9 protein-coding genes and 2 pseudogenes are annotated in these 12,100 nt (G+C 35.7%); 10 read left to right on the forward strand and 1 reads right to left on the reverse strand.

Annotated elements, in window-relative coordinates; translation table 11 throughout:
- Positions 1-280 precede the first annotated feature (280 nt).
- From AC1RPQ_RS07480 to AC1RPQ_RS07505, 6 genes and pseudogenes are all read left to right on the forward strand, one after another.
- Positions 281-1,642 (forward strand): MFS transporter, encoded by a 1,362-nt coding sequence (locus tag AC1RPQ_RS07480; RefSeq protein ID WP_481762195.1) that lies wholly within the window; start codon positions 281-283, stop codon positions 1,640-1,642.
- Positions 1,643-2,523: 881 nt separating this feature from the next.
- On the forward strand, positions 2,524-3,390 hold the full coding sequence (locus tag AC1RPQ_RS07485) for an HNH endonuclease (protein WP_150289734.1): 867 nt from the start codon (positions 2,524-2,526) through the stop codon (positions 3,388-3,390).
- Positions 3,391-3,393: 3 nt separating this feature from the next.
- Positions 3,394-3,984, forward strand: coding sequence for a site-specific integrase (locus AC1RPQ_RS07490; RefSeq protein ID WP_150289733.1), 591 nt, complete (start codon positions 3,394-3,396; stop codon positions 3,982-3,984).
- 5 nt (positions 3,985-3,989) lie between these two features.
- Positions 3,990-4,739, forward strand: a complete 750-nt coding sequence (locus AC1RPQ_RS07495) for a plasmid replication initiation protein (RefSeq protein ID WP_224148372.1) — start codon at positions 3,990-3,992, stop codon at positions 4,737-4,739.
- A 167-nt stretch (positions 4,740-4,906) separates the two neighbouring features.
- Positions 4,907-5,320: pseudogene (locus tag AC1RPQ_RS07500) on the forward strand (IS30 family transposase); the annotation flags it as partial.
- A gap of 145 nt (positions 5,321-5,465) precedes the next feature.
- Positions 5,466-5,789 (forward strand): DMT family transporter, encoded by a 324-nt coding sequence (locus AC1RPQ_RS07505; protein WP_014386287.1) that lies wholly within the window; start codon positions 5,466-5,468, stop codon positions 5,787-5,789.
- A 491-nt stretch (positions 5,790-6,280) separates the two neighbouring features.
- Here the strand turns inward: AC1RPQ_RS07505 and AC1RPQ_RS07510 are convergent, their stop codons facing one another.
- On the reverse strand, positions 6,281-6,565 hold the full coding sequence (locus AC1RPQ_RS07510) for a hypothetical protein (RefSeq protein ID WP_224138772.1): 285 nt from the start codon (positions 6,563-6,565) through the stop codon (positions 6,281-6,283).
- A 1,078-nt stretch (positions 6,566-7,643) separates the two neighbouring features.
- Between AC1RPQ_RS07510 and mobV the strand changes: the two genes are divergently transcribed.
- The 4 genes and pseudogenes from mobV to AC1RPQ_RS07530 all read left to right on the forward strand — a co-directional run.
- On the forward strand, positions 7,644-8,879 hold the full coding sequence (gene mobV, locus AC1RPQ_RS07515) for a MobV family relaxase (protein WP_481762196.1): 1,236 nt from the start codon (positions 7,644-7,646) through the stop codon (positions 8,877-8,879).
- 502 nt (positions 8,880-9,381) lie between these two features.
- On the forward strand, positions 9,382-10,539 hold the full coding sequence (locus tag AC1RPQ_RS07520; protein WP_481762197.1) for a RepB family plasmid replication initiator protein: 1,158 nt from the start codon (positions 9,382-9,384) through the stop codon (positions 10,537-10,539).
- On the forward strand, positions 10,532-11,104 hold the full coding sequence (locus AC1RPQ_RS07525) for a DNA-binding protein (protein WP_481762198.1): 573 nt from the start codon (positions 10,532-10,534) through the stop codon (positions 11,102-11,104). The genes AC1RPQ_RS07520 and AC1RPQ_RS07525 overlap by 8 nt, the downstream gene beginning before the upstream one ends.
- 32 nt (positions 11,105-11,136) lie before the next feature.
- Positions 11,137-11,814: pseudogene (locus AC1RPQ_RS07530) on the forward strand (type I restriction endonuclease); the annotation flags it as partial.
- Positions 11,815-12,100: the final 286 nt, after the last annotated feature.

Below are 12,100 nucleotides of genomic sequence, written 5' to 3' on the forward strand. Positions count from 1 at the left end.
AGATGTTGAAAGCAAAATTTAAAACATAAGCATTAATTGACCCAATAATTTTAATCACTGAAGAAAATTTTGAAGTCTAAAATTATGTTTGTTACGTTTTTGATAAAAGTGAATTAATTGTTCAAATTATGAATGTTTATGTGGTAAATGTGATTTATTTGTGATATTATATCGTTGTTGTAAGCGATTTCATAAAATGCAGAGAGGGAATTTATATTATGTTTAAAATGCAGAGAGGGAATTTATATTATGTTTAAAATGCAGAGAGGGGATTTATATTATGTTTAAATGGTTATTAGCTTCAACTAATTCTAATGTTAAAGTACCAGTTGAAGAAATTGATAGTACTTTTAGACGGAAACAGTTAGGGGTTCTAGTTGCAACCAGTTTTTCTTATGTTGCCTATTATATTATTCGATTGGTTTTTACGACGGAACAACATTCAATTATGAAAGAATATGGTTTTTCAATTAGTCAAGTTGGCCTTATTCTCTCAACTTTTGGAATTGGTTATGGGATTTCTAAATTATTTATGGGTGCTTTATCTGATAAAGCGAATACCAAATACTTTTTGGTATTAGGTCTGTATCTATCTGCTTTTTTTAATGCCGGCCTTGCTTTCACTCATAATTTTTATGTTATTATTGCGCTTATGTTATTAATGGCTTCTGCTCAAGCTATGGGAGCCCCAGCATGTCAGCGTGAAATTAGTTTGTGGTTTTCTAAGAAAAAGCGTGGGACGGCTTATGCTATTTGGTCTTCTGCTCATAATGCCGGTGCATTTTTGTGTGTGCTGACTGTAGAGTTGGCTGCATTTTTATTTAGTAATTCAATTGCTGCTATTTTTTTAACCGCATCAGTCGTTTCTGTCACGATTGCAACACTAATGCTGGTCATTAATTCTGAAAGCCCTATTGCTGAAGGACTACCCCCTGTTTCAAAATATGATGATACAGTAGAGGTGACAGGTGAAGGCCAGATTGATAACAATGACAATACTGATCTTTCTATTATGCAAGTATTTATAAAGCATATCGTTTCGAATAAAATTGTTTGGGCTGTGGCCGTAACTTCAATGGCGATTTATATCATTCGCTATGGAATCATGAGTTGGATCCCTAGTTATCTACCTACCAAAGGATTTACCCCGTCTTTCTCTAAATGGTTAGTAGGAATTTTTGAAATTGCTGCCGTACCAGGTGTTATTATAATGGGGATTTTATCGGATAAGCTAAAAGGGCAGCGTGCGTTAGTTTGTCTATGGTGTTTATTTGGATTAACTGCCTCATTACTTATTTATTTCTTTAGCACAAATCAAACCCTCATAACTATTGATTTGTTCTTTATGGGAACTTTGATTTATGCACCTGCAACACTTATCGGATTAATGATCAATGAAGCAGTTCCTAAATTTGCTGTTGGTCTCTCGACGGGCTTCATTGGCTTTTTCCAATACGTATTAGGAGAGGTTGGAGCAACTGCCTTGATTGGTATACTGGTTGATAAATTCGGATGGCAAGCTAACTCTTCTGTTATTTTTATTGCCTTAGGGTTAATATTTATTCTAACAATTTATTTGGTCTTAAATGATCGTAAGATATTAAAACGTGAAAGTAAACTTAGCCAAAATATAAAAAGTTGATATAGGTTATTCAGAAAACATCTATTGTATTATCGGTGTTGGCAATATATTAAACTCAAAAAGGAGATGTAGCGAGAGTAAGAATTTAAATAATTCTTACTCTTTTTTGCCTGAACCACTGATAAGAAGTATAAAAGTTATTTTGTGCATCAAAAAATACTTTGTTGATCGTTAAATATGAAAGCTACGTGATAAGCACCCGTCAACACAACGGTTAAGTTCGCCCGTGGTTATTATTATTAAGTTAATAGAAAAGTTTAATGTTTAAAAAAAGAGCAATTTTAGACTAAGCCTTATCTGTAAACCGTTGAGGGACAAGGGTTTACAGATAATAAAAGTCTATAAGACTAACCAACCCTACATTAGCAAGCAACATATTATTTTGTCGCAACAATGTTTTTATGCACGTTGGTATAATCAACTCAATCAGTTGTCTTATAGCTTTTGTGTAACATTTCATAGGTTCCTCTCGTCGGTACTATAGGTGTCCCAATGTTAGTTGTCCATAAGGATCCTCTATACTTCAAGGATGGTAATATTGCTCAGAAGTCAATAAATTGGACTATTTTTATTCAGTTACTTAGGCAATATTTGAGATACGATTTCGATTATAAAAATTGATATACCAACCAATGGCTGCTTGGAAGACTGACATATTAGCCTCGATATCATCGAATAACTAAATACAGAAAAATACAATAAATATTATCAAACTAGGGACTATACTAGAAAACATCAGTACATTCCTTAACTCAGGGTCTATAATTATATAATCGACCCTATGAAAACCTATTAAAACAGCCCCTGTTATCTAATCACTAGATAACAGGGGCTTCTTTTTATTTTAATGTTATAATAACCCCAAAAAAGGATGCAAAAGTATGGACAAAAATAATCTTTTAATAACTGGTGATGTATATAGTAATGCCCAAATAATGGAGATCTTCAGGGTATCTAATTCTGGTGGTGTCAGATTTTCAACTAAAACACGGAGTCTAGTTATATTTTCTTTTCATCAGAGTGCTAATCAGAAAGATGTGCCTTATCAAGATTCTTGGGAAAAAGACACGTTGCATTATACGGGTCAAGGAAAAGAAGGTGACCAAGAGTTAACCAGAAACAATAAGAAAATAGTTGAAGCTAATCAAGATAACATCACGATCCATCTGTTTGAGTCATTTGTTAGCCGTGAATATATTTACAGAGGAATAGTTTATTTGTCAAATAATCCGTACAAAGCGAGTGAGTTAGATGCTAATCATAATTACAGATTAGTTTATAAATTCCCTCTTACGATAAAGAACGGCAATGGGGAATTACCACTATCCATTATCCAGAGTCATACAATTCAGCAAGATAAACATTTGCAAAAATTGCCACAATCAAAATTAGCTGAAATGGCCCAAGAAATTAGTCGTTCCAACCATGAATTCCATAAAAATAATCCTAATGACAAGGCTAGTTCAAGATTTGTGAATACTATTTCCTTTGAGAGGAGTCCTTACATTGCTAACTACGTTAAACGCATTGCTAATGGATATTGTTCTCTTTGTGAACAATTAGCCCCATTTTTAGATAAATATAATCAGCCATTTTTGCATGCCCATCATATAAATTATTTATCAGATGGTGGAGAAGATACAATTGAAAATTGTATTGCCGTCTGTCCTAATTGTCATGCAAAGATTCACGCTTTAAATGATCCTAAGGATAAAGAAATTTTATTAAGTAAAGTGAGGAATAGGTAAAACATGGTGCAACAAATCGTACTACCCATCAAAGATTCCAACGTCTTAAAGATGGTACAAGATACTTTACTAGATAGTTTTCGGGCGGGTCGGCGTAACTACACCATCTTTCAAGTTGGTAAAGCCACCCTACTGCGGGTGAGTGATGTCATGACCTTAAAAAAATCAGATGTCTATAATCCAGACGGTTCTGTTAAACACACGGCCTTTATTCATGATAAAAAGACCGGTAAAGCAAACACGTTATATTTAAAGCCAGTTAAACAAGACTTACTGCAGTATCATGATTGGCTAGTCCAAGAAAATATCAATTCTGATTGGTTATTTCCCTCAACGGCCCATCCAGATCGTCATATCACTGAGAAGCAGTTTTATAAAATCATGGCACGCGTTGGAGATTTATTAGGTATCAACTATCTCGGCACACATACCATGCGTAAAACCGGCGCTTACCGTGTCTATACACAGTCAAATTACAACATTGGCTTAGTCATGCACTTACTGAATCATTCTAGTGAAGCTATGACGTTAACTTACCTTGGCTTAGACCAAGCGAGTCGGGAAACCATGTTAGATCAAATTGATTTTGGTTAGACTAATTGAATACAACTGTAATTAAACGCAGACTTTACCTTGCTGATTTAGAAGTTACAGCAAAAGACGTGTATATTAAACGGGATTTTGCTAATAAAACGGCTGAAACCCTTGATACAAGCGGACATCACGAAATCGGACGCCGACAAGAAAATAATAAAACAGCTGAAACCCTTGATACAAGCGGACATCACGAAATCGGACGCCGACAAGAAATGGCTGAAACCCTTGATACAAGCGGACATCACGAAATCGGACACAATCTATATAAGACTAACTTAGATACTAATAAAGATACTAATAAAGATACAAGCATGCTTGATTTTTCATCAACTAATTTCTCTCAAAATGTTCTACAAAAACAAAATCAAGACATTGTAGCTAATGCAAGCGAATTTCTAGTATCAAACGGAAATTCAGGTAAAATTCCTTTAGAAGCTGAAACCATAAAGTTAATCAGTTTATGGTCTGCAAATGATCCAAAGAAAATGGAAAAAATGATTGGGATTATTTTTAATGCTAAAAAGGCAAGTGAAACATTTATTACTCAACAAACAGGAAAACCAACAACTATCTTTTTAGATAACTACGAGGATTTGCAACATGACATCACAGTTTCATTGAGAAGAACATTTAACGCTATTAGAAATAAACAGGATAAAAAACAAAAAGTTAATCCTGAAAATTACATTTTTGGCGCAATGAGAAATACTTTTGAAGTGTGGTACAGCGAATACCTGCAATCATTAAGTTAAAATGGCTAAATTAGCTCATATAAGAGCCACAGAGAAACTTTAAAAGCAACAAAGTACAAAGACTAGTAAAATGTCAAAAATGCCTTAGAAGCGTTATTAAAGGCAATTAAAATCAAAGGACAAGATAATATCTTGTCCTTTTTCTACCAGAAGTCAAGTGTTTCAATGCATTTAGGTTGTTTTATGAGCGTTATGGCAAAGCTGTGCGTACTATAACAGCCGACAATGGTTCTGAATTTATCTCATGGGACTTTTTAGAATATGTTCAAAAAGAGCTTAAAATTAAGCTATACTATGCCACACCGTCATCACCACAACAACGTGGTTCAAATGAAAACAGAAACCGTAAGCTACGTGATTGGTACCCTAAAGGCACGTCATTTAAAGATGTGAAACAACGACAATTAGATGAAGTAGCTTCAAAAATGAATGCTATGCCATTGAGACAGGCACTTGACGGTAAACGACCTATGGTAGTCTTTGAGCAGGAATATAAAGCCATGCAACGTTACCGTAGAGCTTATGAAAAGCGTAAACAACGTATGCTTGAAGTTAAAAAACAAGAATTCGAGAATAATTAAAAACGACATTGCAATTAAGCGGAGTAAATTGTATAATAAAAAATATATGAATAGCTGGGTTGTGGCTAGCTAAAAAACGCCGACTAATGAATTTTTTCATTTTTGTCGTTTTTTTTCGTTATAAAAAAAAGGTAGGTGTAATTTAATGGGATATATATTTTTGGGGCTCGCGATTCTAGGTGAACTCTTGGGAACGAATTTGTTAAAAGCTTCAAACGGATTCAGTTCGCTTTGGGAAACTGTGGGGTCTTTAGTTTCATACGGTGCAAGTTTTTATTTTTTAGCATTAGCTATGAAAACTATAAACTTGAATGTTGCTTACGCTTTATGGGCTGGCTTAGGAATTGTATTGACAACTGTTTTGGCAGTAGTCGTTTGGAAAGAATCTATTAATCTGAGCAGCGTCTTAGGAATTGTATTAATTTTGTCAGGAGTTGTCGTTTTAAACTTGTATGGTCCTGGTCATTAAACCAAAATAAAAAACGACTAGCTGTATAAATATTATAATAAACAAAAGGCACCTGGTGTGTCTTTTTATTATGCTTAGAATATAAATATTTGAAAACGGGTTAATTAATTGAAATATTTGATATAATAGTGAGTAATTTGATTGCTAAAAGCCTTTGCGTAGACGTTCCAAAAACGTGTACGTCCGATTTACTTTTAAACCAAATCATGATATTCTAAAAAAAGTTGTGCTCTGATTAAAAAATAATCTTCGTTAATTTTACATACATGTAACCAGTAGTTTACTAAAATATTAAACATGTGGTTTTCAACTTGACATCCGCCGACCAATGTTTGGTTTACTTAATGTCGCTTATCTAAACTAAAAAGCGCCAAACCTGAAATAAACAGGGTTTGGCGCTTTTTCTGTGATCACGTCTTGTGAATTGAGCTAAAAATAATTGGTCTAGCTCTCATAATCCCCACAACTAGCCTTTTGTTATTTGTGAAATTTTAGTCCGTGAGCGGTTTATGAGAGGGCTGTTTGTGCTTTTTGCGGAGGCGTAAACGGACCACCAACTTGTGTTGGGCGACTTCTTCGTCAGACAAGGTTAACTTCTCATCAATTGAAAATGAGGTCGTTTTGTAATTTTTGGCCAGGACAACCGCATAAACAGCCTGGTCAATCTGGTCACTTTGTTCCGGTGTTAAGGCAAACGTATAAGACTTGTCGCCATACAAAATCGTTTTATCAGGGGCTACGCGCGTAAAGCGACCCTTAATTGCATTGTACGTCATAACAGCTCCTTTCTTGATTTTATTAGATAAATCTCATCAAAGGGGCGTTTATTACCTTTTTGCCCCATAATAGAAATGTCGACTTAAACTTACTCCCCCAAGCGTTGAGGAGGGGTTACCTATCGGTTTATTTGCAATTTTACCCCCCCTATTAGTAATTTGGGGGCTTGGTTAATTTTTTGAATCGTCTTTAATTGTCAAAAATAACAGTCTAGCCATCATACTATCAGCGTCACTGTATTTTAAAGTGGGCCACCAGGCTTGACCAGCGTACTGGCCCAAGCCTTTGAAACAGCAGAGCTGTTTCATGGCAGTTATTGTTTATAATTATACACTGTCTTGCCCTGAAAGGAAACTTGCTTCAAAAAAGACAAACAAAAAGAGCTGGTGTTCCTACGCACTAGCCCTTTTTACTAGAGAGGTTAGTCTCCATGTACTTTCTTCTATTAACATTATAACATTATATTATTGGTATTTCAAAACATGATATACTTAAAAAGCTGTTGTTTCCTACTATACTGCAACGGCAAGGAGGTTTAGACTCCATGTTTTACTTTTTTCAAGAACTTACACAATTGTTTAACGCAATCTGTGTTGCTGTTGTGACGTTCGCAATCAAACGTTATTTTGATGATCTTAATGATCGTTAAAATAATGTGGGCACCTTAAGGGTGCCTTTTTGTTTGCTTTTATTGTATAACACCTATTAATTGCGATAGTCCACTACAATTTTTTTGTTATTATACACTTACGTTTACCGATTATTTTAATGTGGTTAAGCTGACAGCAGCTTGCCCCACGCGGGCAGCGTTCTGCATGACATGCTCTCACTGAAAGTGATCCTGCAATGATAAATTGCCCTGTCACGGCGTGACCCGCCGGAGGTTTTTCTAGCCGGATGATAGGCGCTGAAAAATAGTAGTTTCCCCAGCAGGAAGGGGAAACGCTACTGTCATCGCTTGTCGATGACGCGCCTCGCAGAGCCTGTCCAAAATATTATTTTGGTATAACAGGCTATACCAGATTTTTAACGGTGTTATACTGGTCTTGGAAAATCTTTTTTGAGGAGGCAATTTTGATGGCGCATTTAAAGAAAAATACGCGTGGTTCAGTTCCCGGCTTAGCCGTTCATTTTGAACGTAAAACCGACCATCACACTAACAAAGAAATTGATGTGTCGAAATCCTATCTGAATCAAGATCTCATGGCAGATGGTTCAGATATGCTTTCACGCTTCAACGCGCGTTTAAATGACGTTTATTGCATGAAAAGAGACGATGTGAAGGCGTTAGCGACTTGGATTGTCACTTTACCTGAAGAACTCGCAGAAGCGCCCTACGAGCAACAGAGCGCCTTTTTTGAAGCAACCACCAATTTTCTTAATGACCGTTATGGCCAAGAAAATGCCGTGGCCGCTGTCGTACATTATGACGAGACAACCCCTCACTTGCACTATGCCTTTGTACCAGTGGTTTTTGATGATAAAAAAGCGCGTTATAAAGTATCCGCTAAAGAAGTCCTAACGCGACATGATCTGCAAACCTTTCATGATGATTTAGATCAGCATTTAAAAAAGGTGCTGCCCTTTTATGAACAAGGGATTTTAAATAACAAAACCTTACCGTTTGAGAATGTCGCTGAAATCAAAAAATACAACGATCAGTTTAACGCCTTAAAAAACGAACTAGCTGACGTTGAAGACAATATTAGGGCTAAACAGGCCGTACTTAAAATCACGGATCAAGCCTTAACGGAAGTTGACTTAGCCGAAAAACAAATTGATGATTTTAAACAAGCCTTATCTAAAAACCTCTTTGGTAAGACGGTGCTTAAACCAGATGACTTAGATCGCTTTAAAAACGTGTTAGCCACGATGAAGAAAGCCACCTTACAAAGCCAGCATGAGACAGAAGAACTCAAGCAAACGTTAGGACAAGTCAAAGTGCAATTAGCTGACATCCAATCTGATTATCAAAACCTGAAAGAAACGCATCAAGCGCTTCAGAAGCGGCAGCGAGACCAGCAACAGCTGGATTATGCCATGCGAGACATGCTTAAAAATGATTATGGTGTCGACCAACTATCCCATACGGATGTGGAGGCCCGGTATGTTCTTTATAAGCTGGATCATGAAGAACTCACTCAAAATAAAAAAGTAGCCCAGGCCTGGTTAAAAACACTGACGACAGCTAGAGCAGATCCAGATACGAAAATAGCGCCAACTAGATTAGATCGCGGTATTGAACAAGTTAAAGCATTAATTAATCGAATCATTGAATTAACGCGTGATCTTTTTAAAGGACCTAGCCTCTAACGCTAAACCGGTTTATTTGCCGTTCTAAGCGTTTTTAGCCATGTGACGTAGAAATAATCATTAAATAGATTAAAACGTCGCTATTGGCTTAATAAGTGGCAATTAGGTTACATAACCAGTAATCCATCATTTAAAATAATTCAAAACAAAAAGAACACTCTGGACAAACATTATGTACAACGGTGTTCTTTTTGTTTTGTTTTTTTATGGGTTCAATAAAAAGGCGCAGCCTATTATAAGTTTATCTTTTATATTTTAATCTTTTGTTCTTTTGCGCGGGTATAAAGTGAGGTTTATCAGTGCTTTAAAGCTAGATACGTGTAGAAAAAACTGTGCATACGTGTAGAAAAAACTGTGCATACGTGTAGAAAAAACTGTGCATACGTGTAGTTTTTTTAAAAAAACTACACTATAAATGATATAATAAAAAGCATAAAGAAATCCCCGACAAAAAGTTTTTCTTTATGCTTATCCAACAACACACCCAAAGGAGTGTATTTATATGACCATTATACCAGAAGAATCAAAGACAAGGCAGGTACAGACCTTGAATGAATTATCAAAAAGAAAAGTCGTTGAACATAATAGTTTGATTACATCCATCGCCAAAATGGACAAAACACCACTTAAAATGTTTGAACTAGCGGTGTCTTTAATTGATACAGATAATCCACCAGAGGATCAGACGGTTTATTTATCAAAGCAAGAGTTATTTGCTTTCTTTAAGGTTGATGATAACGATAAGCATAGTCGCTTTAAAGAAGCGATTGAAAAAATGCAGAAACAAGCTTTTTTTCAGATTAAAAAAGAGCAAGATAAAGGGTTTAAGTTTGTGAGCATTGTGCCAATTCCTTATGTAGAATGGACGGATTATCATGATGAGGTATTAATTCGATTTAGTCCCGAAATCATGCCCTATTTAATTAATCTCAAAACAAATTTTACGCAACATGCTTTGTCAGAAATTTCTGAATTGAATAGCAAGTATGCGATTGTTTTGTATCGTTGGCTATCAATGAATTACAACCAGTATGAGCACTACAGTGTTAAAGGCGGCAGAAGAGAAGAGCAAGTTCAAAGTTACCGTAACCCTGAAATGAGTATACGAGACTTACGAGAAATGACGGATACAATAGATGAGTATCAGGATTTTAGAAATTTTGATAAATGGATATTGAAAAATCCTTTGGACGAAATAACAGAGCATACTTCGCTTCAAGTTACATACGAAAAAGTCAAAAAAGGACGCAGCATTGATAGTATTGTCTTTCACATTACTAAAAAACAAGTTGCAGCTGATAGTAGTTATAAACAGGATGATCCTGTTTATATTGAGGGCAAGATTCGCCAAGAAGAAACAGAAGACATGTTGACTGTTAAGGCTATAAAAAGTCCATATACAAAGTTACTTATGGAGCAGTTTTTGTTGTCATATATTGATTTAACGGATACGTCTATTTTGTCAGGGTTACAGAAAAATGTTTATCCACGTTATGACGAATTAAAAGAGTTACGTGGTTTAAACGGTGTCAAAGAGCACTTAGCATATATCCGAGATAAACAAGATGACTATTCTAAAAAGAATATTGCTAAGTATCTTAAAAAATCGATTGAACAGTATCTACCAATCGTTAAAAGGCAGGATATAGATCATGAGTGACAATTTAAAAACAATTCGAGAACTTGCTGATGAATTCAAGGTATCTAAGCAAGCAGTTAGGAAAAGATTAACCGATGAATTTAGAGCAAACTACGTAGAAACCGTATATAGTAACGGAGTAGAAACATTAGTAGTAACGGTTAGTGGTTATAGGCTTTTAAAACAGCATTTTTCTAGTAGTAACGGCAGTGAAAAAGTAGGTAGCAACGTTGGTGGTAACGTTGGTAATACTAATGTTACCAGTGATAATAAGCAAACAACGGATAATAGCTATGTATTTAAAATATTAGAACAACAATTAGCTGTTAAAGATAAGCAAATAGAAAATAAAGATTCACAAATATCACAAATGCAAAATTTATTAGATCAGCAACAACGGCTAGCCTTACAGGACAAACAACTGCTCGAAGAATACAAGGCAGAAATTAAGGACTTGAAAGCCTTAACGATGGCACCGCATGATGATGGTGAAAAAGAAGTGACGTCAGACAAACAACCGGAACCTGAAAATAGCACCCCGGAGTCACAACCTAAACCTAAAAAGTGGTGGCGTTTTGGTAAATAGTTACAACTAAAAAAGAAAAGAAGACTAGTTAAATGGCGGAAGATAAATTTGAACAAGCTGTAATTGATAAGCTAAAGAGTGAAGGTTGAGAATATTTCACAGATTATTCTGGTGTAACAGTTGATCGGTTATATGATCACTGGCGAGATATTCTGAATGCCAACAATCGCAAACGACTAGAAGATACTCTGTTATCTGATAATGAGTTTGAACAAGTGAAGTTGGAACTAACGAAGAATAAAACGCCGTATGATGCGCAACTCATGTTGGCGGGTGCGGGTGGTGTTGGGACCGTACCGTTGAATCGTGATGATGGGACGCAGCTAGAACTTGAAATATTCTATGGTGATGAAGTGGCTGGTGGACATTCACGTTATGAAGTCGTTAACCAAATTACGTTCACAGATTTAGCGACTAGTCTAAGCTCTAAGCGGCGGATTGATATCTTGCTACTGATTAATGGGTTACCTGTAGCCCACATTGAAGAAAAAGATGAGTCCTTACAAAACCAATGGAATGCATTTGAGCAATTCCAAAAGTATGACGGTGACGGCATGTACACGGGACTCTTTTCTTTTGTGCAAGTGCAGTTTGTCTTGTCGCAAAATTCAGCGCACTATTTTGCACGACCAAAGAATAGCCACTCTTATAACCGTGATTTTGCCTTTGGTTGGCGTGATGATGACGGCAAGGATGTCACCCAAAGTGTAAACTGCGCGACAATCAACCACCACGAAAACAGAAAGTTTGCACGTGGTTATTATTATAATTTGTCCAATTCATCTACTCAATATTTGATTAGGTAGGACACTTATTCTATATCAAAAACGGTATTTCGAAAATTATCCGAGTATGAAAAAATCAAAATAGAACTAAGGAAAAAAAATTTTATGCGATTGAATATTAGAATTCAAATTGGAGATGTTGAAAGCAAAATTTAAAACATAAGCATTAATTGACCCAATAATTTTAATCACTGAAGAAAATTTTGAAGTC

The sequence above is a fragment of the Dellaglioa sp. CoH-57-MRSF-21 genome, from assembly GCF_056781915.1.

Excerpts from the sequence above, each read along its gene's own strand:
- AC1RPQ_RS07480 (WP_481762195.1), top strand. The coding sequence starts at position 281 with ATGTTTAAATGGTTATTAGCTTCAACTAATTCTAATGTTAAAGTACCA.
- AC1RPQ_RS07485 (WP_150289734.1), top strand. The coding sequence starts at position 2,524 with ATGGACAAAAATAATCTTTTAATAACTGGTGATGTATATAGTAATGCC.
- AC1RPQ_RS07490 (WP_150289733.1), top strand. The coding sequence starts at position 3,394 with ATGGTGCAACAAATCGTACTACCCATCAAAGATTCCAACGTCTTAAAG.
- AC1RPQ_RS07505 (WP_014386287.1), top strand. The coding sequence starts at position 5,466 with ATGGGATATATATTTTTGGGGCTCGCGATTCTAGGTGAACTCTTGGGA.
- AC1RPQ_RS07510 (WP_224138772.1), bottom strand. The coding sequence starts at position 6,565 with ATGACGTACAATGCAATTAAGGGTCGCTTTACGCGCGTAGCCCCTGAT.
- mobV (WP_481762196.1), top strand. The coding sequence starts at position 7,644 with ATGGCGCATTTAAAGAAAAATACGCGTGGTTCAGTTCCCGGCTTAGCC.
- AC1RPQ_RS07520 (WP_481762197.1), top strand. The coding sequence starts at position 9,382 with ATGACCATTATACCAGAAGAATCAAAGACAAGGCAGGTACAGACCTTG.
- AC1RPQ_RS07525 (WP_481762198.1), top strand. The coding sequence starts at position 10,532 with ATGAGTGACAATTTAAAAACAATTCGAGAACTTGCTGATGAATTCAAG.